This is a genomic window from Sphingobacterium sp. HSC-15S19 (assembly GCF_050433745.1).
GTDB lineage: Bacteria > Bacteroidota > Bacteroidia > Sphingobacteriales > Sphingobacteriaceae > Sphingobacterium > Sphingobacterium siyangense.
In genome coordinates this window covers 1-22,918 of the sequence record NZ_JBNPWQ010000001.1, presented here as the reverse complement: position 1 = coordinate 22,918, position 22,918 = coordinate 1, and the positions used below count along the sequence as shown (strand labels likewise).

Below are 22,918 nucleotides of genomic sequence, written 5' to 3'. Positions count from 1 at the left end.
AAGATGAGTCTCCAAGCGGGTTAGATAGCATTAAAAGATCTACTAAAAACTTCGCAATAATGGCTGTGTACTACATCGAAAGGATCCGCCAAAGCTACGGCTGATCTGGAAATCAACGTATTCAACATAGACACCACAAGCGGAGAGCTTATCTCCAATATAGCCAAAAACAGGATCTGTCACATAGACTGTCGGATTAATAGGTAGACCATTCGTTGCTAGCAAGCTCGCCTCCTCCAAATTGACCACAATTTTGTCCCATGTTTTCAGTTTTTGGGGTATCCCATAGGGTAGCGCTTCCTCACAAACGATCATCAATCCTTCGCGGATCAGTCCTAGTGCACAGTCCAAATGAAGTATATTGGGATGAAGTTTCACTTCTTCAACCTGATAACCATAAGGCTGTAATAGTTTAGCGAGCCACTTAATCCCAAGGCTGTTTGAGGAAAGCCCAGAGTTGCCTACAAAAATATGTTTACCATGCACCAGGATGTCGCCTCCTTCTAGAAAAGGGCCATGCCATAATCCCAACTCCTCCTGCTCCGTCATGGCGGGTCTTGGCGCTGTCACATAAAGGCAGTCACTTTGATAAACTTCACGTTCCAACAGATCGCGAATGGGCCATATTTCATTGCGGCGCTGCATAAAACGGATTGACCCCTCAATAACGGCATTTCCGATGGTAAAAAATGGGTCACGGACAAAGAAATTAGAATAACCGTGTTCTCCTCCGGACACTTTTTCAAGTGTTGTTAGGTTACGCGGCCGCAACACTTCAACGCCATATTTCTCCAACAGCAAAGCAAAATTATTGCGCTCTTGTTCCCATGCCTTTTGCAATTCGGGATACACTTCTCCAAAATCTTTTCCTGCATTGGCATCGTCTCCCTCCAGCGCAGTGGAAGATAAAAACCGAAGATCTTCAACCTTCATCATTTCCGGAAAGCCAAATTCAGAAACCGTAAGAATAACTTTCTTTAAAGGGGCAAACTCATTTTCTACAAAGATCATAGCACTGATTTTAAGTCCAATTTGCTTTTTTTTATCAAAAAAAACAAATGTATAGGAAAGCCGAACCTAAATTCCCAGAACCCAGCGCACATTGAACAAATCAGTTATTTCAATAAATTTCTGCTGCTTATCAAAATCTATTCTTCTTTTTTGTTGGGATGTAAGTCTTTCAATCAATTCCCCACGTTCGGAAATATCCTGACAGGGCAAAAACACAGCGACGTAGTTTCCCACTCTCCGTCCCTCGTTGTGCACCAAATCAGAGCCGTAAATTGCGACACGTCCGGAAATAAGAGTGGCACTCACTACAGGCATTTCAGCACAGCCATGCAAGGGTTGGTCGAACATATCAAAATGTAACGTTCCCCCAAAACAGGTCTGATAAAACGTAAGTGCCGCTCTACAATTTCCTGAGAATGTAATGAAAATTCCGCTTTGCAAGCGTTCCATTGGCTGAACTAACATCATATCAATTGGCTATGCATCCGGTATTTCAGGCTCTACAAGTTTTCTCATTTTTTCCAACGACTCTTGCCATCCAAGGTAGCACATCTCGGCAGGAATAACCTCAGGAATTCCAGTCTGTTCAATCTTAAGTTCTGTACCACACATCACTTTACGCAAGGAGACAGTGGTAGTCATTTCACCCGGTAAATTGGGATCATCAAATCGATCCACGTACTTGATAAAAGTATCTTGTTCAATCTCAAGGTACTCACCACCAAAAGAATGGCTATGACCGGTACTAAAATTAATGAAGGTCATTTTGAAACTTCCGCCTACTTTAAAATCCATTTGCTGTACGGTACAGACAAAACCATAAGGAGGCAGCCAGCTGGCATGTGCTATCGGATCTGCGAAAGCACGGAACACCTTTTCAGGACTCGCCTGAATAATTCGATGTAAAGAAACCTGATTCGTTTTCATATCTATATTGTTTATAAGTGAATAACTATTGCTTATTTTTTGTTTTACTCGCTCTCAGTACATTCTTTCAGTCCAATACAATCCGGTAAACTTGCTACACTACTGAAGTCTGATGATATACTCCTGTACCAACTGTCTCCTTGTTGCTTAAACGAGTAATCTTGGCCTGATAGAAATAAGAAACAGCAAGTATCCCCAATACTAAAATGGGCATCACCATAAATGCTGCATTTTTGTCAACACATGCGTGACTAATAAAAGCAAATATTAAATTGAATGTCAATCCAGCATAGGCCCATTCTTTTAATTTGGTCGGAACCTGCGGTACTGCAATTGCAATAACGCCCAACAGCTTACAGATAATTAAAGCATAGGCAAAATAGTCGGGATATCCCAATGGTTTTGTGCCCGCATTGATATATTGCGGCGCAAATAACAGTGTTCCAAGTGGCATCAGTCCTTCCCAGAGAACTATAAATACCGTTGCTATCCAAAAAGCAATTTTGTTCTTTTTCATCGTTTTTCTATTGTTTATATTGATATAACAAAGATGCAAAGGATCACAACATTTCGGCTGTTGCAAAGACGACAACTTTAGGGGTAGATTACGACAAAAACTATTTGTACCTTTATGTCATAAACCAAAAATGATATGCAAATCTCTGTTTTTGTTCCCGAATACGGCACTATCGAAGGTATTACCCCTGCATTCAGAACCTTTCATACGGCCAATGAATTTCTAACGGCCTTTGGAAAACAGCCTATTTTTGAAGTCGAATATGTAGGTTTAACGACTTACGTTCCGGCCAATAGCGGGGAGTATACCATCAAGACAAACCGGCTATTACAGGACGTTCAGAAAACAGATCTGCTTATTATACCGCCTATTTTTGGCAACATAGAAAAAGGAATACGTGATAATGCCGAAGCGATCCCTTATTTTACAAAACTGTACCACAAAGGGGCTAGTCTTGCCAGTCTATGTGTGGGTGCTTTCCTGCTCGCTGAGACAGGTCTTTTAGATGGAAAAAAATGTTCGACACACTGGGCACATATCGAAGAGTTCAAGGAAAAATACCCTCACATTGAAATTGAGGATGGCGCTGTGATCACTGAACATGAAAATATCTACAGCAGTGGTGGCGCGAGCAGCTTATGGAATCTGATACTCTATTTAGTGGAAAAGTATTCCGACAGGGAAACAGCCGTACTAATAGCCAAATATTTTGCGCTGGATATCAGCCGGGATAATCAATCGCAATTCGCCATATTCAGAGGCCAACGTAATCATGCTGATCTGGATATCCAACAAGCTCAAGACTATATCGAGAAGAAGTACGAGGAGAAAATTACAGTCGAAGAACTGGCCAATCATGTCAATATTGGGCGGCGAACATTTGAACGGAGATTCAAAGAAGCAACCAACAACACGCCTGTCGAATACCTGCAACGCGTACGCATCGAAGCTGCAAAAAAATTCTTCGAAGCATCACGAAAAAACGTTTCCGAGGTGATGTTTGATGTAGGCTATACCGACACAAAAGCCTTTCGGGATATTTTTCGAAAAATTACAGGCCTTACACCAATAGATTATCGAAACAAATTTGCCAAGGTAACTGCTGATGTCGCCATTGAGCAATAAACTGTGATAAACAATAAAGCCACTCCTCTGAGTGGCTTTATCATTGCTCGAATTCCTTATAATTATTTTAACATCATTTCCCGAATATACTTCACGGGTGAATTACCAAAACTTAGGAATTTTTCATTGAACGCCTTCAAATTAAACTGTTTCCCTTCTTTTTGTTTAACAGCTTCCCTAAGGTCATAAATTTCTTTATATCCCGTAAAGTAAGACGTCAGCTGCACACTGCTCACAGACACACGTTTCCATTTACCGGCTGCTTCGGCCTGTTGTTGAAACGCCTCATCAACCAACAAATGCATGGCGTCTTTTTCACTCATATTTTTCACATGGACGCTATAATCGAGTATAGCATTACAAACGGTACGCAGATGCCATTTGTACCACATCAACCACATTTCAGGAGCATTGTCACCGTAACCATTTTCGAGCATCATTTGTTCGGTATAGACAGCCCAGCCCTCAATCATTGCACCATTACCTAAAATACTCTTGATGAGACTCGGCGATTGGTTCGCATACACCAATTGGGTGTAATGCCCCGGAATAGCTTCGTGTATATTCAGTATCTGTAAAATGTAATGGTTATACTCCCGAAGGTAACTCTCTGTTGCCTCTTTGGTCCAGCCTGTTAGACTGCCCACATTGTAATAGGTATTCCCACCTTTATCGTATGGACCAGGTGCACTGATTGAAGCTCCCGCAACACCAGCCATATAAGCAGGCTCTTTGCGCACCACAAGCGGCTTGCTATCATCGATGTACAATAAATCCTTTTGTTTGACAAACGCAACCAGCTTCGGTATCTGTGCTTCGATAGCGGATTGAAACTCTTCTGCTTTAACATGTTTGACAGACAGGGTGTCGATCATCTTTCGAATGACAAGCAAACTATCTGACGGCAAGGATGATTTTCCAAAATATTTAGGCCACAGCTCTTTGCTGATTTTATACATCTCACCATGTAAATAGCTTTTTCTTGCTAGAGCAGCCTGATAAATCTGTTCGGCCGTTGAACCCGATTGGATATCGAAATCAAATTTCTTGTCGTAAAGTTCTTTTCCTAATCTAAAACTTCGCGGAGAAGGATTAGGTGTCACTTTTAAAAATTGAACATATCCGTTGATCGCCGCAATAGCTTGTTGCGAAGCCTTCTGGATGGCCTCCTTTTCTGAAGCCGGCAGATCGGATTTTTTCAGTGAATCCCGTAAATCGCTTTCAAAAACAGATAAACCGCCCAAATTCTGTTGAATTGCCAAATCGGTCAATACCAAGGCCGGATTTTTAAGCTGTCCTTTCGCGGCCTCATAATAGGCTGGAATCTTCGTCAAACGTTGATAAATAGCTTTAAGTCGGGTCGATAATGGTGCATAATTCTCAGCAAGCATAAAAGCGATCGTCCCCCCAACATTGTACGAAGAAGGATTCCACTCATACGCGCGCTCTTTCTCAATAGACCACACATTGGATTCAAGATAGTTTTGAATCAGATGATAATCTGTTTGCTGAGAAAGATTCAAGGTGCTCAGATCAAAACTTTTGAGGCTGTCCAAATGTCGCTTTGAAAACTCCATACGTAGTTTTCGCGTATTGGCATCCGGAATTGTCAACAAGGAATCATACTGATGGAACCCTACTTGGGTAGCCCATTCCGGATTTTCTTTCCAAAGCTGCTGAATAAAACGGTCTTCATACGATTTAAATTTTTCATTCACAGCAGTATCAGCAGCAGATTGTCTGTTATGAGTTCCCGATCCACAGGAAGCCATCAGACCCAATCCAGCGATAGCAAGGGTATATGTTATAAGTTTCATTGGAGTAATTTGTCTAAAATTAACATTATTGTTGATGAATTTCAGCATTTTACTCCAATAATTTAAAACTATAACCAGGTATGAAATTTTTGGATAAACCAATTTTTGACCCACTGTGTAAGTAAACAATAGCAGACCAAAATGCCGATAAGCCATGGAAAATAAGTCAGAGGCAGTGCTTCCATTTTTAAGGCAGCGGCAAATGGCGTAAACGGCAAAACGACACCAATAATCATAATTAAACTCGTCAAGGCAACAACCGGTGCAGCAGCCCAACTTTGAATAAAGGGTATTTTCTTGGTCCTTATCATATGAATAATTAATGTTTGTGAAAGCAATCCCTCTACAAACCAACCAGTCTGAAAGAGTGTTTGATCCGATACCGTATTGGCCTTGAACACGAAAAACAATACCGCAAAAGTGGCGAAATCTAACAATGAACTTATAGGGCCAATAAATAACATAAACTTAGAGACACTACCAGCATCCCATTTCTTTGGCTCGACGATAAATTCCTCATCCATGCTGTCCCAAGGAATAGATACCTGCGATATATCGTAGAGTAGATTTTGAATAAGCAGATGCACCGGCAGCATCGGTAGAAAGGGAAGAAAAGCACTGGCCCCAAGCATACTGAACATATTGCCGAAATTGCTGCTTGCCGTCATCTTGATATATTTAATGATATTTCCAAAAGTTCGACGTCCATAAATAACCCCTTTGCGCAGCACCATAAGATCTTTTTCCAGCAGAATGATATCTGCACTTTCTTTGGTAATGTCAACAGCCGTATCTACACTGATACCCACATCAGCCTCCTTAAGTGCCGCCGCATCATTGATACCATCGCCCATAAAGCCAACCGTATGTCCTTTATCCCGCAATGCTTTTACAACACGAACTTTTTGAAGAGGGCTCAACTTTGCAAATACCGATACCTCATCAACATATTGATTTAACTCGGTGTCCGGAATGCTATCTAATTCATTTCCATTGACAATCCGATCAACCGGAATGCCGACATCCATACAAATTTTGCGTGTGATAATCTCATTATCTCCTGTCAACACTTTGATCCCGATTCCCAATTTTTGTAAGGATTCAATGGCCGGCTGTGAAGAGGGTTTGGCCGGATCCAAAAAGCCGATAAATCCCGTCAACGTCAATTTCGCTTCATCTGCAACAGCATAGGTCAAGGGGTGAGCACCTTCAAATTCGCGGATGGCAACCAATAAAACACGTAATCCCTCCTCATTCATCTTTTTCGAGGTTTTCAATACAATTTTACGCATCGTATCGTCCATCGGTACAGTACGGTCATTTTCGACATGCAGGCTACGGTCATCTCCCGGATCAAAAGCGTGTGTACAAAGCTCAAGCATTTCCTCTACAGCCCCTTTACAGATCAGTAGATGTTTGCCATTATGCTGTTTGAGGACCACAGACATCCGTCGCCGCTGAAAATCAAATGGAATCTCGTCAATTTTCAGATATTGATCCTCCACTTTCAAGTAATCGTGCAATTCGGCATGTTCCAACACAGCCTTATCCATCAAATTCTTGAGACCAGTCTGATGAAAACTATTAAGATAGGCCCATTTGAGCACCTCATCATCTTCGACCCCATACACATTAAGATGTTTTTCCATGACGATCTTGTCCAATGTCAACGTCCCTGTTTTGTCGGTGCACAGAATATCCATGGCACCTATATTCTGGATAGAATTTAACCGCTTGACAATGACTTTACGCTTGCTCATATTGACAGCACCCTTTGCTAGGTTAGCGGTGACAATCATGGGCAGCATTTCGGGAGTTAAACCTACAGCGACAGCAATGGCAAACAGTAGCGCTTCTGTCCAGTTCCCTTTCATCAACCCATTGATCAAGAAGATCAGCGGAACCATGACCAGCATAAAACGGATCAATAAGAAACTCACCTTATTTATACCCTTATCAAAACTTGTTTCGGGACGTTCGCCGGTAATCGATTTGCTGATACTCCCAAAATAGGTGTAACTTCCTGTCGTTACAATCACGGCTATCGCCGATCCACTAACAACATTGGTCCCCATAAAACAAATATTACAAAGTTCAATAGGTGATTTTTCCGCCGCATTCCGGATAGGCAAATAATTCTTCTCTACCGGAAGCGCCTCTCCAGTCAGCATACTTTCACTCACAAAAAGATCCTTACTCTGAACAATACGGCAATCTGCAGGTATCATATCCCCAGCAGAAAGGTATACAATATCTCCCGGCACCAGTTCGACAATAGGAATCTCTCTTTTCCCTTTAAATTTCCGCAATACTGTTGCCGTAGTTTTGACCATACTTTTTAATTTTTCTGCCGCGGCATTACTTCGATACTCCTGTACAAAACGAAGCAGCGCACTGACCAAAATCATAATGGACACCACAACAACTGTTTTATAATCTCGTTCGCCAACCTCTGGAAGCCCTACATCGATGATAAAGGAAACAGTGGCAATCAATAACAGAATATATATAAAGGGGTTGGCAAAAGATTTCAATAGCTGCACATACCACTTTGGGGCCTTTTGATGTTTCACCTCATTTAATCCAAATTTCTGTTGACGTTCCTTAGCCATTTCATCTGTAATCCCCTCTCTGCTCGTTTCTAACATCGCGCAGGCAAGTTTTTCATCCTGACTGGCCACCCCCTGCAACTTGGTCACGGTCCCCACATTCATTCCATTGGAACTGATCATATTGTGCAATGGATTCTTTGTTGTTTTATTGTTCATTTTAATCATAACCCTATAGCCCCTTTCATGTTAATTTCCGTATATCCCGTTCTTATTATAGATCCGATTCTTATTACAGGTCCGACTCTGTACCTATAATTTCCCAGCTTATTTTTGTTACTCTTTCCTCGATGGTCAATCGACTAGCCATCCGTTCGATAAGACTATCTTGCTGACCGATGGCTCTAACGATGGCCCTAATGACAACGCCGTTTGTAGCGAGGGTATCGTCACTCGAAAGCGAGGACAACAACAGTTTTTCGTTACTGCTCAGCATCTGCATCAGTAAAACACGAATATGATTTTCGATGTCTATCCCACAGCCTATGGTCAGTAGATATTCGGTTTGTGATGCTGCAGATTTATTAAAAGTCAAGAAGGCCATTTTTTGCCCGATTGGGCGAAAGATCAGGTGTGTAAGAATAATAGCCAACGCAACCACAAATGCTTGGGCATGCAAACCTAGACCACAGAGCGCCCCTACTGCAGCCGAACACCAAATCGTCGCCGCCGTGTTTAGACCATGCACATTCAAACCGTCCTTCATAATCACACCAGCGCCAAGAAAACCAATTCCGCTGACCACATAAGAAGCAATCCGTCCGGTAGCATCACCGCCAATTTCTATGGAAAGCAGCACAAAAGCTGCTGCTCCCAACGAAACTAAGGTATTTGTCCGAAGCCCCGCATTTTTCTGGCGCCATTGGCGCTCTACTCCCACAGCAGCTCCTAAAAGCAAGGCTGCAAATAATCGTATGGCAAATTCAAAAACACTCATCTCTTTGTCCTCCTTTGCCTGCAAAGGTGCGCATTCCTACCTCCATGATCCGTTAGAGATCTTTTAGAAAATTATTAGAATTTTATTAGAGAAATAATCAAATTAAAAAACTGTAATACAGTTACTTATAATTTAAGTCTAAAATTTACAGATCAAGCTGTCCAATTTCTTTAACTTCAAGCATTGTTGTGGTGTAAATCAGTTACACTAAAAACAATAAAAAAATGAAACAACGCATCAATTTTTTCGCAAAAGGGCAAAACGCCATGAAATCAATGTATGGAATAGGTACATATCTGAGCAAGTGTTCGATAGAACAAGAGCTTTTGCATCTTATTTATTTCCGTGTATCACAAATCAATGGCTGTGCATATTGTCTTGACATGCATTCAAAAGATCTACTGGCGACTGGAGATCAACCACAACGATTGTTCTTATTGGATGCCTGGCGGGAAGCACCTCTGTATAGCGAACGTGAACGTGCTGGGCTGGAATGGGCCGAAGCCGTGACCAAAATTACGCATGGTGATGTTTCGGACGAGGTTTATACGAAAGCAACTACTGTATTTTCGGAAGAAGAACTTATCGACCTGACCTTGGCCATTACAGCAATCAATTCCTATAACAGGATCAATATTTCCTTCCGCACACAAGCAGGAAGCTACAAAGTTGGGCAGCACAAAGTACAGCCAACCTCATAAACAGGAGGTCGATATTTATACGATAAATTAAACCATAAAAATGAAAGATTTCATCTTATTATTTCGTCAGGGGGCCAATGAACCAAGTCAACTGACACAAGAAGAAGCAAAAGCTGTAAACAAAAGATGGTACGACTGGATCAGTGACATCGATGCGCAAGGTAAACTGAAGGATCATGGCTCCCGTCTTGAGCCAGCCGGAAAGGTATTAAAGCCAGGCGGTATCGTTACGGATGGACCTTTTGTGGAGATTAGGGAAAGACTCGGCGGTTTTATTGTCGTCGCAGCAGACGATCTTGACGAAGCCACAACCTTGGCCCATGGCTGTCCTGTACTCGAATTTAATGGTAGTGTAGAGATACGTGCACTGCTCAACTAATCATATACGGGGCAGCTGTACACGCGCACAGCCGCCCCTATTTTAGACTTATGGATCCGGATTTTCTAAAAGAGCTTTTCCAGCAAGAATTTACCAAAATAGTCGCTGTCATCAGTAAAAGTTTTGGTCTTCAATACATCGAAATCGCTGAAGATATCGTCAGCGAAACTTTCTTATTGGCCACAGAATCTTGGCAGACCAAAGGCGTTCCTGCAAATCCTACGGCTTGGCTGTACACGGTTGCAAAACAAAAGACGTTGGCCCAGTTTCGAAGAAATAAAATATTTAAAGATAAAATCATCCCTGCAGTGCGACAGAGCGAGCTGGAAGCGGAAACCTTCGACGACTTTAATTTCTCTCAGGAAAATATCAAAGACAGCCAATTAAAAATGCTGTTTGCAATCTGCACGCCAGCAATTGCAAGTGAGGCTCAAATAGGTCTTGCCCTTAGAATCCTCTGTGGTTTTGGTATAGACGAAATTGCCGAAGCATTTCTTTCCAACAAAGAAACCATCAATAAGCGCCTATTCAGAGCAAAGGAAAAACTACGTTCAGAAAAAATCGAACTCGAACTGCCCTCCGAAGCAGAAATTATTAAACGCCTCGATAACGTACTCCATATTATTTACCTCTTATTTAATGAAGGGTATTATTCTAAAACCCAAAATCAAATTTTAAGAAAGGAGCTCTGTATTGAAGCTTTACGCCTTGCGCTAATGCTTTCGACTTATGAGAAAACAAATACACCTAAGACCAATGCGCTTATTGCGCTGATTTGTTTTCATTCCTCCCGTTTCGAGGCAAGGCTGACCAATGAAGGTGATTTCATTTTGTATGAGCAACAGGATGAGGAACGCTGGAATCAAGAACTCATACATCAAGGGCTTCATTTTCTCAAGAACGCTGCATCGGGCGGCGAACTCACATCCTACCATCTGGAGGCTAAGATTGCGCAATGCCATTGTATAAAGGAAGACAGTCCAGAAAAATGGGCCGAAATACTGCAATGGTATGACCGTTTATTAGTTGTCAATTATTCCCCGGCAGCTGCATTGAATAGAATATTTGCACTGTATAAAGTAAAAGGTGTTAAAGCTGCATTAGTCGAAGTAAAAACCTTACAACTAGAAGACAATCATTTTTATTTTGTGCTGCTGGGAGAACTCTATAAGGAACTGGACAAAAACAAAGCCATCGCAAACTTTAACAAAGCAAAAATCCTGGCTAAAACAACATTGGAAAAAGAGATCATCCAACAGAAGATCGATGCTATAAAGTCTACAATGGCCTAATTGTTTGCTATTGATCGATTACTTTTGCTCCTTTCCAATAGGATACAAAAAGTTGGTATAGCTCCGAGGGCTCCAAATCAATAGTTGAGGACGAATACATGATACACAGTTCTTGAGTGGATTCTTGATAAGCCATTTTCCACAATAGCGACGAAAGCTGCTTTTTATATTTAGGGGGATTACCCAATGTAACAATGACCATCGTATCACCACCGACTTTTTGTAAGTCGATGCTTTTGACATCCTGCCAGTCGCCTTGGCCAAAAGCTTTCGATACTGGTGTTGTCTTTCCAAGAAAATAGCGGTCGTTCAAAACAATTTGCGCTGTTTTATCCCGAAGGCTCAGTAGGCTGGAAAACAATAAAATTAAAAGCACTAGCAATGCTCCTGCAGAGAAAACTGTCGGTTTGGCTTTAAATACGCCATCAAATAAACCGATACTGTACAATAAAACGATCAGAAGCAACAAACATAGGCCTCCGGAAATTGACAGTAGCTGACTTGTTTTCTTTTTATTTCTGTATAAGCTTGTTTCCTTCATCTGCTTAATTTCCCCAGTTAACATTCAGGTTATGTTTTTCAGCATAAGCTTTTCCTAAAGCATATACGTTGTCAAACACCTCGTTAATGGAAGGCATATCGTTTTTTTCGATCTTTTGGAGTAATGCCTGCTTTTCTTCAGCCGAACCTTTACCGTCACATAACTTTGCATAAGCGGTATATTCATTTTTATAGACAGGCAACACTTTTTCGAATAATGCAATAGACTGCTCTTTCAGTGCTTTTGCATCGGCATCGGAAACATTCAGTTCCTTAATATCCTTTAAGGCCTTTTCGACAACCTGAATTTTGATCCCGACAGATTTTTGAGCTTCATCGCCTACTTTCTTGCTGGAGGGCATATCCGCAAATTCTATGGTCTCCTGCTCAAGCTGTTTGCCATAGCGTTCAGGGGCAAAATCTGCTACAAGATTTGTGTTTAAAACAACTTTTCCGAAAAAAGTCTCTGGACTTGGGGATTGACAAGCTGTAAAAAATAAGCTCATCGACATAAAAATAATAAATAGTAAGTGCTTCATATATAAATTCTGTTTGTGACCAAAGTAATTAATTATCATGAAATAGGCAAACATGTTGCCCCCCGCCCTCCTGCTTTATAAAATTGTTATCAACCCTTCCTTTTAGGCAAAAAAGCACGATATCGGAGCGATTTATATTGCACAAAATGTTAATTTTTAATATATTAGCAATTACAACATAAGAGATTAAAAACAGTCATTATGGGCTATGATATTAGTTACCACCCCATCTCAGAACAGCAGATAGAAACTTGGTATTTTGACTTGCTCAAAAATCCCGAAAAGATTGAGGAAGTTTCTGCGATTCACCAACTAGAAGACTTCTATAAAACCAAATACCAAGACACCTTAAATGCGGGCCGGGAAACCGACAAAAATGATTATTTTGACAAAACCCATGGTTTTTTCATTGCTGTTGTCCAAGGTTTTTTCGAAAAATACTTCTATGTTCGAGGTGGAGCCCTGTCCTTCTCCAAAAATGACCATTTATCCAGCTATTACAAACAGTGGGAACAATTTGTTCAACAAGAATTTCTAACCAATAATATCGAAAATAGGCTTGTAGAAAATTATTGTTCCGGTGTCTTTATCCCCGCAGAAAAAGTCGCGCAATTGTTGATAGATTACCAAAGTGACCCGACGATCAAGGCTGAATTAGATACGCTATTTTCTGATAACCGTATTTCTATTTTCCTCAATGCACTGCAATATGCCAAAGATCGTAACCTTGGTCTCTTGGAAGCTACAGAAGTTGTAGAACCACAACCTTTTGATCTGAATGAATCAAAAAGTTACTCCAACCTTTTTAACTGCGACAAAGAAGGACCACTTTTATATCAGACAACAGCATTAAAACAGATCCAGGAAATAGAACAACGCAATGGACTTCCAGAAAATGAGATTTTACCAAATGTCAAAACAGAGACAATCCATGCAGACCCTAAACATTTTGAAACCACAGACAGCTCTCAAAGCAGCAAAAAAAAGAATTTTTGGAGCAGATTATTCGGTAAAAATTAGATGCTGGTCTTTGCTGGACATTGGCACTATAGCTACCTTTAATAGCATCTACACTGTTGAAGAAATCTTGAATTCCGACCCATTAAACACGTCAATAATATTGATTTCAATCTGTTATACGGATATATTTCAAAAACAATTGATCGCCTTGCGTCTGAATTAAACAAATGATTTGACGATATTCATCTTAGAATTATAACTGCTCACCCCATTATGATCTTCATTTTTCTCCTTATTATTCTTACGCTGTTCGGGATTGTATATCTGCTTCGTTCGGCTGTCAAAAAACAACAACGGAAAATAACAATTGCTGAGTATGCCATTATCATCGGCTACCTGATTTCATTAATGATAAGCGGGGTAGGGCTATTATTCCACTCGAGTCAATATAATCAAGCCGTAGATCCCGTAGATGGTGATTGTTATATTCCCTTCGGCGGAAAACACCTTGTATCGCTATCATTTTATTTTATTGCATTTAATATTTCAGCAATAGCGATTTGGCTCAAGGGACGAAAAATTCCTCCTATTCCTCTTGTTCTGATGCTGATTATGTTAATGATAGGTAATATTATCAGTCTGTTTGTGCTCGTTCAGGTCAGTCACCACGATACGTCCACATTGGATATGTATGTTGGCAACGAAGGAACTTTATTCTTTATTTTCACGCCAATATGCTGCTTGATTATGGGCATTGGGCTAATCCGTAAAATCATCGTTGAAGAGCGGGGTTACGCTATGAGCAGAAGCTATGCCAACAGCACGCTCAATAAAATCAATAACCTGCTTTCCTCAAAGCTGAATTATCCTGCATGGGCTCTGATTTTACTTGTTCCGGTCTCTCTCCTACTAACGATCATCCTCATCCTATTGGGGCAGGATCGGGATTCAATGGTGAAAGTTTTCACAGAAACAACTACTTGGGCTTTTTCACAAAAAATGCACCCTCCTATCCTCGATCATCAGGGCCATTACCTCTGTACAGTTGCGGCAAAAGGAGATCCCGCTCTTGTTAAACCCCTACGGCTAGGCACAAGACATGGCAACACGATCATTGTCAATAGACAGCTTCAGGTGGCCAACGCATTCGAAGAAATATTAAGCGATTTATCACCAGCACTACATCGCTATGTCAGATATTGCTATGATAAATATGGTTTTAATATCTCCGTCAAAATTAATTCCAGCAGCGCATCAAATGTGACTTATATTTTGATGAAACCACTAGAATACACATTTTTATTTTTCTTATATACATTCTACGTCGAACCCGAAAAGAAAATCGCAAAACAATACAGCTAATTTTTAAAATCGTAGCCAACAATCAGTCATTACCCCAATTTTCTCCATTTCGGGAAGCATTTCATTTTAATCATTATGGATCAAACACATTATTTTATCGTTCTGACAGGAGGACCTGGAGTCGGTAAAACTACCTTATTAAATGAATTAAATAAGCAGGGATTCAGCATTGTGGAAGAGGATGCCCGGCGCATCATCCGAGAACAATTGGAAGCTGATGCCGATGGTTTGCCCTGGAAAAATAAAATTCACTATGCCAAACTCATGTTGGCTGCTTCATCAGCCAGCTATGTGATGCAGGTGAGGCAAGATCACCAAAACTACATTTTTTTTGACCGCGGAATTCCAGATGCATTGTCATATATTGCGATGGAAGGTCTTTCAATCGAAGAAGAACTGCTTCACGAAGCAAAAGGTCGACGTTATCATAAAAAAGTATTTATCTTACCACCTTGGGCAGAGATCTATGCGAATGACAACGAGCGGAAACAAACGTGGCGGGAGGCCGAAAACACTTTCAAGATAATGAAAGAGACCTATACACAACTCGGTTATGAAACCATTGAGGTTCCAAAAACAACGGTAAACGATCGCGTTCAGTTCATCCTGAAAGCCCTGGAACAGCAAAACTATTGATTCCGCATTTCTTCCTCAATACGGCGGTCAGGTATAAGCCACATAATAGCGACTGTTCCATACATGAGCAAACTGATATAGGGATTAATAAAAGACAGTCCTATCCCCAAAAAATACAGCGCTGTAGAAATATTTTCCTTAACCTTCGATTTAACCGCTTTTTTCAGTGCAGATTCTTCCCCTTCGATTTGAATCACAAAATATTCAACGATATTATATGATATGGAACACATGATCAGGACAAAGCCATAAGCGATAATAGGATCCCTTTCAAAATGTGACTCACCAATCCAATTTGTTGTAACCGGCATTAATGATAGCCAAAACAATAAATTCAAATTGCTCCAAAGAACTTTTCCATTTACTTTTCGAACAATTTGAAAGAGATGATGGTGATTATTCCAGTACAGTCCAACGTAAACAAAACTAACGATATAGGAGATAATTTTAGGATATAATGGTTTAAGGCTCGCAAAAGTAAATCCTTCAGGTACTTTTAATTCAAGTACCATAATCGTTATAATGATGGCCAAAACGCCATCACTGAATGCTTCTAACCTGCCTTTAGTCATTTTTGAAGATCGGAGTTAATAGCTGATACTGCAGGCCTAAGCGGAATACATTTAATCGTGACACACCGGGATCAGCACCAAGCATCCCGTTGTTATAATCCTTCAATCCCCATGAATAACCGGCAAACACGGTATAACGGTCATAATTTACATTAAACTGTAAACGAGGGCGTAGATCCAAATCGATAACCTTGCCTCTATCACGATCAAAACTTGTTTTATTCCCCTGTTTATCTTCAATGCTACCATTTTCTTTGATACTCAGCGTTTTGGCAATATCCATACCCAACTGAATATCCATTGTCATCGGTTCAAAAAAGACACGATAGCCAACAAAAGGATTAAAATTGATAAATTGTTGATTTAGACGGGTCTGACCACGGCTTCCATTCATAAACTCATTGCCTTCCAAATCAATCTTTGTCTGCAATCGTTCATATGCACCCTCTAAACCTAATATTAGGTTGTTGGCAAAAACATAACGGTAGTTTAAAGCGCCTCCAATATTGATTCCATATTTTTTTCCATAAGGATTATTGGTATAATAGTCCTGTTGTGTAGATCCATTCAACGTACTCTTTGCTTCCGTTCCCGATCCCGTAAAATTGGACACACCGGAGGTGACACCCACACGTAGTTCATGAGATTGCGAGAAAGCCATAAAATGGGTTATACCAGCAAAAAGTCCGACAAGTAAAAATCTCTTCATCATAACCGAAATATTAAATTAAAATCCTTTAAAAAATTGAGCGAATTTGATTGTTAAAAGTAAGAAAATTTATGTGATTCAACTTACTCCAACCTTTATTTTTTCTGTAACGATAAGGTGTATTCATCAGCGGAAATCCATCAATCTTATCAGCCAATAAAAAAATATCAGGAGACAATATGACTATATTTATTGAACTACATCAATGGAAATGAATCAATTCAGGCTTATTTTTGTTGTATTAGAAACAAAAGAATAATCCGTATGAAATATATATTGGAAAACCCTATCCTTGGCCATATTACTGAACAGAAATATAAGACCACAATACAATGGAGAAATGGAGAATTTATTACGGATGAACCTGAAAAACTTGGTGGCAAAGATCTTGGTCCTGACCCCTACACCCTTCTCATCTCATCGCTTGTATCTTGTACCTTAGCTACTTTACGTATGTACATCGATAAAAAAGGGCTTGATATTCCAGAAATTTCAGTCAGTTCAAATATGTACCTCAAAATTGAAAAAGGACAGGTGGTTACATATTTTGATCGCGAGATAGCTTTTGGACAAATCTTAGCAGAGGATACCCGAGAACGCCTGCAACAAATTGCCGAAGAATGTCCCATTTCAAAAATTTTAAAGGGTAATGCCATTGTCAATACGCTCATCAGGACAAATCCTTAAACAAGAACATCATGAAAACATTAACCTTTCTCATATTTGGTAAAAATGAAGAAATTCTCCTCACGCTCAAGAGAATCATTGAAAACACGCCCAACTGGAATGCAACGATACAATACGATTTGGATGCCTGTAAAAAACAGCTTATTGACGTCCCTGTAGATGTTTTGTTATTGAGTTCAGGACTCTCTCCTCAGGAAGAGCGTATAATAACAGATCACCTTACGCGGCTCACTTATCCGATTGGTCTGATCAAACATTATGGCGGTGGAAGTGGGCTTCTAAAAAATGAAGTCTATAGTCTTTTTCCAGACTTACTCTCCGTTTAATAAAGCACGGGCCATAGCAATAGCGTCCTAGAAAAACAACCGAAAACCGTTAAAACTCTTTCTTTATTGAACTAGATCAATAGAAATCGGCGGCTAATAGGCTAATTTTGGATACTAAATAATAGAATCATGAACAGACAGAACTTTATAAAAAAGGGACTTTTGGGTTCCGGGATATTTGCATCAACAGTGTCTTCAGCTGATATCTTGAAGAATGATATTGACGAGATAGAGCCGCTTGAAACGCTGGATGCTGAAGCTGTAAACTATAATTCAGACAAATTGGAAAACCATAGTGTCCTCCACAAAGCGGCTACACGCGGTCATGCAAATCATGGCTGGTTAGATAGCAATCATACGTTTAGCTTCGCCAATTATCACAACCCCGAACGTATGCACTTTGGCGTGTTACGTGTACTAAATGATGATATGGTGGCTGAAGGAAGAGGTTTTGGCAAACACCCTCACGACAATATGGAAATCATCAGTATCCCTTTGGAAGGTGATTTGCAACATGAAGACAGCATGGGTAACAAAGCTATTATCCGGAAGGGAGATATTCAGGTCATGAGCGCCGGAACGGGTATCATACACAGTGAATATAATAAAAACACCGATCAGGTAGTCAAGTTTCTTCAAATTTGGGTGTACCCTAATCAACGGAATGTGAGCCCCCGATACGATCAAATTACATTGGATATAACACAAAGACAGAATAAATTCCAACAAATTCTTTCTCCAAATCCAGAAGACGAGGGTGTATGGATCCATCAGGATGCCTGGTTTTCCATGGGGCATTTTGACAAGGACGTCCAAACAAAATACCAAATCAAAAAGGCAGGAAATGGTGTATATGTTTTTGTAATAAAAGGTAGTGTTACTGTCGAAGGACAAGAATTAGAAAGCAGAGATGGCTTTGGAATATGGGATGTCGCTGAAATTAACCTGAAAGTGACCTCTGCAGATACTGAAATCCTGCTGATGGATCTCAGTATGATATTGGACTAATTAGATGCACTATTTAGACATCAATTAACAAAAAAAGGGAGCCTATGTGGCTCCTCTTTTTGTTAAGGCTATTTATATTTTAGAAAGTAACGGAATTCAGCTTTTTATCAACCAAAATACCATCTATTGCTTTCAGATTGAAGTTGACATTACGTTTTGATTTCAATTTGATCTTAAATAAAACTTCAGATCCATTCAAAGTCTCCTTGTTGCCCAGATTAACAAAAGTAGCATACAGAGCCTTACTTCCATTGGTGTGAAGACGATCGTTGCTATAATTGTTCATCTCTTTTAAATGTACGGACTCAATACCGACATATTCAAAATCACCCTGATTGTAAGGAAGAGCAAAACTAAGTGCATTGACAGCTTTAAGATTCTCTCCACTAACACTGATCTCCACAATATCTCCCGATTTTAAGGTCGTTTTTGAGGGAATCAATTTTAATTTACCACTGACCTTTTCTTCTTTATTTGGTTTTGCACCACCTTCTATGACAACAGCAACATTGGAAATATCATAAGCGTCAATCAGATTATTTTTATTGACATCGCCATTGCTGACATAACCTTCGAAATCTCCATCTCCCAGTCGCAATCCCGTATAGTTAATATAGGAAGTCAAGTCATTATGATCGATCAATCGGTCATTATTAATATCGCCCGGTAAGTAGCTTGACGATCCTGGTACTTTAAACACATATAATTCTCTTCCTGAACCGAAACCTCCAACAGCTTCAGAAACTGAAATTTTGATAAATCGAGCCACCGGATGGGTTCCAAAATCAAAACGTTTCATTTCGCCATCACGTTTCCAGTCAAAACTACCAGCTTCCGTCCAGGTGTCCTTATCGTTGCTATAGAATACTTTTCCTTTTAAAATGATGCCATTTCCGCCATCGGTTCTTGGAAGATACTCAAACTTATCCAATTGATTAACGGATTTTAGATCTAAGGTCATATCAAACGGAACCGCAGTCTGTCCCCATTTTGTATGCCACATATCCCCCTCATCATAATTGAACAATTTATTGATACCATTTCCGCCTTGGTTATCCACAGAAGTCTCTGCTTTGATTCCTTCAATGGCAAATTCCAACGGGTTTGCCTTTGTCTTTGCGGCAAATGTACTCCAATCTGAAACACCAGATTTATTGACAGCTCTAATTTTAAACTGGTAATCCGTTTCCGCGGCCAATCCTTCGAATAGCAATTGACTGTCTTTGATGGTCGAATAGATCAGATTATTGAATTCAATTTCATAATAATCAGCATTTGCAACCTTTTCCCAGGTTGGCGTTAAGGTATATGCTTGTGTATGTTGATCTGTGATAATAGCTTTGGGCGAAGTCAAAGCACCAGTCTGAGCCAGATAGTTGTCAACAGGAGCAAATTCGAAACCCTCCAATTGTACTTCTATTGCGGTCGATGAGACATCCTGTTTGGCTAGTCGTACCAGCAACATCGGATTTTTCACCAAAGGTACTTTTTCAAATTCAGATCCCTTGGTTGCAAACTGATTCAGGTTTGGTTGTGCGTCGTAGAAATATACATTTTCAGAAGTATTAAACGCATCTATGCTATTCACTTCTTTAAGTTTGCTATTTTTCCCATTGACCTTTACCGTCAATTTCTTCGGTGCTTTGCTAACGTTGAAACGAATTTCCGTAGACTTCATTTTCTCAAAGCCGTCAAATTCGCCTTGCGTTGGAGCAATCGCAAAAACAACTTTATTGTTGTTTAACTGTGAAGTTATGGATGTATTTGCGCCCTTACCATAACGATAAGCCTCTGTCTCTCCATCATCATCATATTCCAGGAAACTGGAGTTCCCATAAGGATATACTTCATAAATACGTTGATCTTTTTTGATTTCCAGCACATTATTATTTGGATTGGTCACCGGAATAATGGCTCCATTTTTCACGAAAACGGGCAGCTTCCAAATAGGCACATTAAAGTTATTGATAATACGCCCTCCCTTGTATTTTTCACCCGTAAAATAATCAATCCATTCACCATCCGGCAGGTAGATACCATTGCGCATATCATTTCCCTTCTCATCCACATGTGTTTCTTGGTAAATCGGTGCTACAAGGAAATTTGGACCATAGAGGTACTGGTATTGCGTTGCTTTTCCAAGCGTATAACTATTTGCTTGCTCTAAAAACATAGCACGAATGATGGGCAGTCCATCTACTGCTTGTTTCGCAACACTATAGCTATAGGGAACCAACTGAGATTTCAATTTCAGATACAGACGATTGATAGAAGTAGCTGGCTCCCCCAAAGCATGTGGGTATTTCTCGTTCGATCCCCAGCCATCCATATTGAGTTCCATTGGTGTCCAGGTCTTCCATTGAAAATCACGAATATTGACCTTAAAATTTTTACCACCAAAGATCCCGTCCATATCGGAGGTAATATTGGGCTGACCTGAAAGTCCCGAGCCAATATATGTTGGTATATGGAATCGAATATACTCCCATACGCCTCCAGTCTGGTCGCCCGACCAGATACCGGCATAGCGCTGTGTGCCTGCCCAACCATCCAATGAAATAATAAATGGACGAGCGTTGTTACCATAGTAAGGTATAGTATGTCCCACATCGGCGACCCCATTGAGACCAAAGGAGTATCCTGGACCAACCCAGGCCACATCCGTTTTTAGGACTCGTACACCCGCATCCCGAACCTCTTTTACAATATCACGTTGCAGTAATGCACTTATACTATCTTTCGGATGGAGATCAGACTGTGTCCATAAACCGATTTCTACTCCATTCTTACGTGCATAATCACCAAACTCTTTCAAATTTTGGATATTTCCATCTAAAGATTCCGTTTGGCCATAGCCAGCACCATAGCCATCATTTGGAAGAATCCAGCCCAAAGGCATATCATGTGCTTTATACCGGTCTATTACAGCGCGGGCCGAAAACTGATAATTGTTTTTCTCACCGTTCAGCGATTCTTTGATTCCGCCATTGTCCTTTTGACTTTCTTTATAGCGTTTGCCGTCTTCAAATAGAATTCCCTTTTCATCTTCTTTCCAAAAATCGCGGTTATAGGCATTAAGATGCCCCTCATACAAACCAAATTTCGGTAGAAGAATTGGGTTGCCCGTCAATTGATAGAAATCGTTGAGCAAAGGTACTATCCCGTCATTAATCATAAAAAAGACATCTAGATAATCTGTATCATGCGCCAATTTTACTGTCCCAGGGGTTTTGGCTCCAAAGGTATAACTTCCCTTCTTAAAGGTATGCCACATAAAACCATACCCTTTGGTTGACCAGTAATAAGGGCTTGGAGAGGCAACACCACCATCGGTCCAGCTGTTCTGATTTTCGATTGCAATCACTTTTCCCTTATGTGAAAAACGCCCGTTTTGAACGCCGCCACCAAAAAAGTATTCATCCGCATTTTCCTTCAATTCAACGCTTACTTGTTTCTCTTCGAAAACAATTGGCTTTAAGCTTTCAACGACAATTTTATTGCTTTTCCGATTGAGGATACTAAACTGAGAAGTCTGTTTATCCATTGAAAAAAGAATATCGTTAGTGGAGATGCTGACCTTATTACCTTCATCCTTTACCTCAAGCCCAGTGACCGTTTTCCGAGGTTGCTCTACCAATATTTTTGCTTCGGGTTTTGCTTCGGGATCACGGATAATACCGCCATGAACATCCTGGAACATCCTAAAAATATGATTACCGTAGAAATCTAAAGTCAGACGTTGACCATTATCGTATACTATCTCGACTGTTGTCGGATTAATTTTCTGAATCGTGATAATACGGTTGCCTTGATCGCGACCTATTGTACTATAATATTTGATCGTACTTACTTTAGCGTCAACTCGAGTGGGTTGAAAAATAAAAGGAGAAGCCAATCCCATCAGTAAACTGACTTGTGCTTTTGTGCTCCAAAAAGATATCTTCATGCGTATGATTTATAATGCATTAAATTAACTTAACAATAATACAATAGTAAATCGAAGTAAAAAAGAGATTATGGAATGCAAACGATTGTCCAATAATAATGTTGCAGGCTAGCGGCGGTTGCGGAACAGCTTCCGATGGAGCAGGCTCACCGACGGTCCTGTGCTGCGATAACCACTAGGCGGAGGATATGCAATAGCCTGTACATGGAAATACGGAAGTACTTAAACGAAAGAAGCCCTTGACTGTTTCCAGCAAGGGCTTCCGTGTAAAAAAAGGCACCGACCTACTCTCCCACCTGTTACGGCAATACCATCGGC

At 40.3% G+C, this 22,918-nt stretch carries 22 protein-coding genes; 10 read left to right on the top strand and 12 right to left on the bottom strand.

Annotation, left to right across the window (positions count from 1 at the left end; translation table 11 throughout):
- Window positions 1-42 precede the first annotated feature (42 nt).
- The 4 genes from L1283_RS00110 to L1283_RS00095 all read right to left on the bottom strand — a co-directional run bounded on the left by L1283_RS00110 (window position 43) and on the right by L1283_RS00095 (window position 2,455).
- Complete coding sequence (locus tag L1283_RS00110) at window positions 43-1,011, bottom strand: dimethylarginine dimethylaminohydrolase family protein (protein ID WP_088162730.1); 969 nt, start codon at window positions 1,009-1,011, stop codon at window positions 43-45.
- A 66-nt stretch (window positions 1,012-1,077) separates the two neighbouring features.
- A complete protein-coding gene (locus L1283_RS00105) occupies window positions 1,078-1,479 on the bottom strand; it encodes a VOC family protein (protein WP_198385978.1) in 402 nt (133 codons plus the stop codon).
- 9 nt (window positions 1,480-1,488) lie between these two features.
- Window positions 1,489-1,938 carry an SRPBCC family protein gene (locus L1283_RS00100; protein WP_088162732.1) on the bottom strand — a complete coding sequence of 150 codons (450 nt, stop codon included), beginning with the start codon at window positions 1,936-1,938 and terminating at the stop codon, window positions 1,489-1,491.
- Window positions 1,939-2,032: 94 nt separating this feature from the next.
- The gene (locus L1283_RS00095; RefSeq protein WP_075993942.1) at window positions 2,033-2,455 is read right to left on the bottom strand and encodes a DoxX family protein; all 423 of its coding nucleotides are present in this window, start codon (window positions 2,453-2,455) and stop codon (window positions 2,033-2,035) included.
- 135 nt (window positions 2,456-2,590) lie between these two features.
- Here L1283_RS00095 and L1283_RS00090 point away from each other — a divergent pair, with 135 nt between their 5' ends.
- Window positions 2,591-3,580, top strand: coding sequence for a GlxA family transcriptional regulator (locus L1283_RS00090; protein ID WP_088162733.1), 990 nt, complete (start codon window positions 2,591-2,593; stop codon window positions 3,578-3,580).
- Window positions 3,581-3,642: 62 nt separating this feature from the next.
- Here L1283_RS00090 and L1283_RS00085 read toward each other — a convergent pair whose 3' ends face one another.
- The 3 genes from L1283_RS00085 to L1283_RS00075 form a co-directional block, all read right to left on the bottom strand.
- Window positions 3,643-5,397 (bottom strand): DUF885 domain-containing protein, encoded by a 1,755-nt coding sequence (locus L1283_RS00085; RefSeq protein WP_075994945.1) that lies wholly within the window; start codon window positions 5,395-5,397, stop codon window positions 3,643-3,645.
- A 68-nt stretch (window positions 5,398-5,465) separates the two neighbouring features.
- Window positions 5,466-8,165: a magnesium-translocating P-type ATPase gene (mgtA, locus tag L1283_RS00080; protein ID WP_198385979.1), complete on the bottom strand. Its 2,700-nt coding sequence runs from the start codon at window positions 8,163-8,165 to the stop codon at window positions 5,466-5,468.
- A 73-nt stretch (window positions 8,166-8,238) separates the two neighbouring features.
- Window positions 8,239-8,943: an MgtC/SapB family protein gene (locus tag L1283_RS00075; protein WP_088162734.1), complete on the bottom strand. Its 705-nt coding sequence runs from the start codon at window positions 8,941-8,943 to the stop codon at window positions 8,239-8,241.
- A gap of 224 nt (window positions 8,944-9,167) precedes the next feature.
- Between L1283_RS00075 and L1283_RS00070 the strand changes: the two genes are divergently transcribed.
- The 3 genes from L1283_RS00070 to L1283_RS00060 are packed head-to-tail and all read left to right on the top strand — an operon-like array spanning window position 9,168 to window position 11,315.
- A complete protein-coding gene (locus tag L1283_RS00070) occupies window positions 9,168-9,644 on the top strand; it encodes a carboxymuconolactone decarboxylase family protein (protein WP_088162735.1) in 477 nt (158 codons plus the stop codon).
- A gap of 40 nt (window positions 9,645-9,684) precedes the next feature.
- A complete protein-coding gene (locus L1283_RS00065; RefSeq protein ID WP_088162736.1) occupies window positions 9,685-10,023 on the top strand; it encodes a YciI family protein in 339 nt (112 codons plus the stop codon).
- 50 nt (window positions 10,024-10,073) lie between these two features.
- Window positions 10,074-11,315 (top strand): RNA polymerase sigma factor, encoded by a 1,242-nt coding sequence (locus L1283_RS00060; RefSeq protein ID WP_088162737.1) that lies wholly within the window; start codon window positions 10,074-10,076, stop codon window positions 11,313-11,315.
- A 7-nt stretch (window positions 11,316-11,322) separates the two neighbouring features.
- Here the strand turns inward: L1283_RS00060 and L1283_RS00055 are convergent, their stop codons facing one another.
- Both L1283_RS00055 and L1283_RS00050 read right to left on the bottom strand, forming a co-directional pair.
- Entirely contained in the window at window positions 11,323-11,880 is a 558-nt protein-coding gene (locus tag L1283_RS00055) for a hypothetical protein (RefSeq protein WP_088162738.1), read from the bottom strand.
- Complete coding sequence (locus L1283_RS00050) at window positions 11,861-12,394, bottom strand: hypothetical protein (RefSeq protein ID WP_157698571.1); 534 nt, start codon at window positions 12,392-12,394, stop codon at window positions 11,861-11,863. The genes L1283_RS00055 and L1283_RS00050 overlap by 20 nt, the downstream gene beginning before the upstream one ends.
- A 201-nt stretch (window positions 12,395-12,595) precedes the next feature.
- Between L1283_RS00050 and L1283_RS00045 the strand changes: the two genes are divergently transcribed.
- The 3 genes from L1283_RS00045 (at window position 12,596) to L1283_RS00035 (ending at window position 15,352) form a co-directional block, all read left to right on the top strand.
- On the top strand, window positions 12,596-13,414 hold the full coding sequence (locus L1283_RS00045) for a hypothetical protein (protein ID WP_088162740.1): 819 nt from the start codon (window positions 12,596-12,598) through the stop codon (window positions 13,412-13,414).
- Window positions 13,415-13,627: 213 nt separating this feature from the next.
- Complete coding sequence (locus L1283_RS00040) at window positions 13,628-14,716, top strand: DUF6688 domain-containing protein (protein ID WP_313262478.1); 1,089 nt, start codon at window positions 13,628-13,630, stop codon at window positions 14,714-14,716.
- Between the two features lie 75 nt (window positions 14,717-14,791).
- Window positions 14,792-15,352 carry an AAA family ATPase gene (locus L1283_RS00035; RefSeq protein WP_075993952.1) on the top strand — a complete coding sequence of 187 codons (561 nt, stop codon included), beginning with the start codon at window positions 14,792-14,794 and terminating at the stop codon, window positions 15,350-15,352.
- Here L1283_RS00035 and L1283_RS00030 read toward each other — a convergent pair.
- Window positions 15,346-15,924 carry a TMEM175 family protein gene (locus L1283_RS00030; protein WP_075993953.1) on the bottom strand — a complete coding sequence of 193 codons (579 nt, stop codon included), beginning with the start codon at window positions 15,922-15,924 and terminating at the stop codon, window positions 15,346-15,348. The genes L1283_RS00035 and L1283_RS00030 overlap by 7 nt on opposite strands.
- Window positions 15,917-16,636 carry an outer membrane beta-barrel protein gene (locus L1283_RS00025; protein WP_313262482.1) on the bottom strand — a complete coding sequence of 240 codons (720 nt, stop codon included), beginning with the start codon at window positions 16,634-16,636 and terminating at the stop codon, window positions 15,917-15,919. The genes L1283_RS00030 and L1283_RS00025 overlap by 8 nt, the downstream gene beginning before the upstream one ends.
- Window positions 16,637-16,897: 261 nt before the next feature.
- Between L1283_RS00025 and L1283_RS00020 the strand changes: the two genes are divergently transcribed.
- The 3 genes from L1283_RS00020 to L1283_RS00010 all read left to right on the top strand — a co-directional run bounded on the left by L1283_RS00020 (window position 16,898) and on the right by L1283_RS00010 (window position 18,654).
- Window positions 16,898-17,320: an OsmC family protein gene (locus L1283_RS00020; protein ID WP_075993955.1), complete on the top strand. Its 423-nt coding sequence runs from the start codon at window positions 16,898-16,900 to the stop codon at window positions 17,318-17,320.
- A gap of 11 nt (window positions 17,321-17,331) precedes the next feature.
- Window positions 17,332-17,646 carry a hypothetical protein gene (locus L1283_RS00015; RefSeq protein WP_313262484.1) on the top strand — a complete coding sequence of 105 codons (315 nt, stop codon included), beginning with the start codon at window positions 17,332-17,334 and terminating at the stop codon, window positions 17,644-17,646.
- Between the two features lie 129 nt (window positions 17,647-17,775).
- Window positions 17,776-18,654 (top strand): pirin family protein, encoded by an 879-nt coding sequence (locus L1283_RS00010; RefSeq protein WP_248932470.1) that lies wholly within the window; start codon window positions 17,776-17,778, stop codon window positions 18,652-18,654.
- 79 nt (window positions 18,655-18,733) lie between these two features.
- On the opposite strand, the gene L1283_RS00005 is transcribed toward L1283_RS00010, so the two are convergent.
- Entirely contained in the window at window positions 18,734-22,600 is a 3,867-nt protein-coding gene (locus L1283_RS00005) for a TIM-barrel domain-containing protein (RefSeq protein ID WP_429625589.1), read from the bottom strand.
- Window positions 22,601-22,918: the final 318 nt, after the last annotated feature.

What these genes read in the sequence shown, in the direction of transcription:
- L1283_RS00110 (WP_088162730.1), bottom strand. Translation starts at nt 1,011, where the DNA reads ATGATCTTTGTAGAAAATGAGTTTGCCCCTTTAAAGAAAGTTATTCTT.
- L1283_RS00105 (WP_198385978.1), bottom strand. Translation starts at nt 1,479, where the DNA reads ATGATGTTAGTTCAGCCAATGGAACGCTTGCAAAGCGGAATTTTCATT.
- L1283_RS00100 (WP_088162732.1), bottom strand. Translation starts at nt 1,938, where the DNA reads ATGAAAACGAATCAGGTTTCTTTACATCGAATTATTCAGGCGAGTCCT.
- L1283_RS00095 (WP_075993942.1), bottom strand. Translation starts at nt 2,455, where the DNA reads ATGAAAAAGAACAAAATTGCTTTTTGGATAGCAACGGTATTTATAGTT.
- L1283_RS00090 (WP_088162733.1), top strand. Translation starts at nt 2,591, where the DNA reads ATGCAAATCTCTGTTTTTGTTCCCGAATACGGCACTATCGAAGGTATT.
- L1283_RS00085 (WP_075994945.1), bottom strand. Translation starts at nt 5,397, where the DNA reads ATGAAACTTATAACATATACCCTTGCTATCGCTGGATTGGGTCTGATG.
- mgtA (WP_198385979.1), bottom strand. Translation starts at nt 8,165, where the DNA reads ATGAACAATAAAACAACAAAGAATCCATTGCACAATATGATCAGTTCC.
- L1283_RS00075 (WP_088162734.1), bottom strand. Translation starts at nt 8,943, where the DNA reads ATGAGTGTTTTTGAATTTGCCATACGATTATTTGCAGCCTTGCTTTTA.
- L1283_RS00070 (WP_088162735.1), top strand. Translation starts at nt 9,168, where the DNA reads ATGAAACAACGCATCAATTTTTTCGCAAAAGGGCAAAACGCCATGAAA.
- L1283_RS00065 (WP_088162736.1), top strand. Translation starts at nt 9,685, where the DNA reads ATGAAAGATTTCATCTTATTATTTCGTCAGGGGGCCAATGAACCAAGT.
- L1283_RS00060 (WP_088162737.1), top strand. Translation starts at nt 10,074, where the DNA reads ATGGATCCGGATTTTCTAAAAGAGCTTTTCCAGCAAGAATTTACCAAA.
- L1283_RS00055 (WP_088162738.1), bottom strand. Translation starts at nt 11,880, where the DNA reads ATGTTAACTGGGGAAATTAAGCAGATGAAGGAAACAAGCTTATACAGA.
- L1283_RS00050 (WP_157698571.1), bottom strand. Translation starts at nt 12,394, where the DNA reads ATGAAGCACTTACTATTTATTATTTTTATGTCGATGAGCTTATTTTTT.
- L1283_RS00045 (WP_088162740.1), top strand. Translation starts at nt 12,596, where the DNA reads ATGGGCTATGATATTAGTTACCACCCCATCTCAGAACAGCAGATAGAA.
- L1283_RS00040 (WP_313262478.1), top strand. Translation starts at nt 13,628, where the DNA reads ATGATCTTCATTTTTCTCCTTATTATTCTTACGCTGTTCGGGATTGTA.
- L1283_RS00035 (WP_075993952.1), top strand. Translation starts at nt 14,792, where the DNA reads ATGGATCAAACACATTATTTTATCGTTCTGACAGGAGGACCTGGAGTC.
- L1283_RS00030 (WP_075993953.1), bottom strand. Translation starts at nt 15,924, where the DNA reads ATGACTAAAGGCAGGTTAGAAGCATTCAGTGATGGCGTTTTGGCCATC.
- L1283_RS00025 (WP_313262482.1), bottom strand. Translation starts at nt 16,636, where the DNA reads ATGATGAAGAGATTTTTACTTGTCGGACTTTTTGCTGGTATAACCCAT.
- L1283_RS00020 (WP_075993955.1), top strand. Translation starts at nt 16,898, where the DNA reads ATGAAATATATATTGGAAAACCCTATCCTTGGCCATATTACTGAACAG.
- L1283_RS00015 (WP_313262484.1), top strand. Translation starts at nt 17,332, where the DNA reads ATGAAAACATTAACCTTTCTCATATTTGGTAAAAATGAAGAAATTCTC.
- L1283_RS00010 (WP_248932470.1), top strand. Translation starts at nt 17,776, where the DNA reads ATGAACAGACAGAACTTTATAAAAAAGGGACTTTTGGGTTCCGGGATA.
- L1283_RS00005 (WP_429625589.1), bottom strand. Translation starts at nt 22,600, where the DNA reads ATGAAGATATCTTTTTGGAGCACAAAAGCACAAGTCAGTTTACTGATG.